The 1,160-nt window shown below is 38.0% G+C and carries 3 protein-coding genes; all 3 read right to left on the bottom strand.

The window, feature by feature from the left end; translation table 11 throughout:
* Positions 1-679, bottom strand: a 679-nt coding sequence (locus KIH86_RS19960) for a PTS transporter subunit EIIC (RefSeq protein ID WP_223110632.1), incomplete at its 3' end; no start/stop codon positions are given.
* Positions 679-990, bottom strand: coding sequence for a PTS glucose/sucrose transporter subunit IIB (locus tag KIH86_RS19955; RefSeq protein WP_223110631.1), 312 nt, complete (start codon positions 988-990; stop codon positions 679-681). The genes KIH86_RS19960 and KIH86_RS19955, both read right to left, overlap by 1 nt.
* Positions 980-1,160, bottom strand: a 181-nt coding sequence (locus tag KIH86_RS19950) for a hypothetical protein (protein WP_223110630.1), incomplete at its 5' end; no start/stop codon positions are given. The genes KIH86_RS19955 and KIH86_RS19950, both read right to left, overlap by 11 nt.

Here is a 1,160-nt window from a genome sequence, read left to right as displayed (position 1 = left end):
CAAACACAACACATAACTGGATTAATGCACCATAGAGAAAACCACTAATGGTTGGACTTACAGTAAAAATCCATCCGAAAAATGCACCAAGGAGATTACTTGCAAATGATACGATGGGGCCAACAAGCAGGAAGCCAACAAGTAAACTCAGTATTAAAGTTAATGCTGGGACTGCAAGGGATTTAAACATACTTCCAATATGCTTATTAAAGAATTTTTCAAATTTTGAAGCAAGATAACTTATGGCGACAACTGGAAATACCGTGCTTCCATAATTCATTAGGATAACTGGAATCCCCAAAAAGCTAATGTGTACAGGAGATTCAAAGATAGTCCCACTAAACATCGTATACAAAGGTTCGCCTGCCATTATTGTCGATATTGATGGGTAAATCAATGCTGCACCGATAGCCACACCAATAAAAGGACTTCCGCCAAACTTTTTCATTGCCGTATAGCCTAAGAAGACTGGCATGAAATGGAAGAAACAATCTCCTATAATAGCTAGTAGCTGATACGTACCCGATTCCATAGATAGTAGCCCTGTAGCTGTGAGTAAAGCAAGAAAGCCCTTAATGACACCTGTTGCTATCAACATTCCAAGCACAGGCGTAAAGATTCCAGAGATCAGATCAATAAAGCCGCTTTTCACTTTTTTCTCTTTCATTTCTTCTTTCATCAGAGAGGCATCTTTAATGCTNCTTTCATCAGAGAGGCATCTTTAATGCTATCCTCATTTTCTTCGGGGTCAATTTGTGACATAAGCTCTTTATGAACTTCACCCACATGCTGCCCAATAATAACCTGGTATTGACCTGCACTTTTTACAAGTGAAATAACACCATCTAATGATTTTACTGCCTCATCGTTTGCGTTTGACTCATTGTGCAATGTAAATCTAAGTCTTGTTGCACAGTGGTAGACATTATCAATATTGTCCTTCCCTCCGACACCTTCAACGATTCCTTTAACTAATTTTTCATAACTCATTGCATGACTCCCCCTTATCATTTGAGCTAACCTGGTATGTCTGACCTTTTTTCAATTCAATATGAAGTAATTGATCAGCCATATTTATACTTATATCTAGATCTCTTTTGGCACGTAATTCCATCGAAATTACCTCACCATGTTTCCATTTAAAATTTAAAACACCTCCG

This window comes from Paenibacillus sinensis (genome assembly GCF_019904155.1).
Lineage (GTDB): Bacteria > Bacillota > Bacilli > Paenibacillales > Paenibacillaceae > Paenibacillus_AQ > Paenibacillus_AQ sinensis.
The sequence above is the reverse complement of the archived record's forward strand: the minus strand, read 5'-3'. Positions and strand labels throughout refer to the sequence as shown.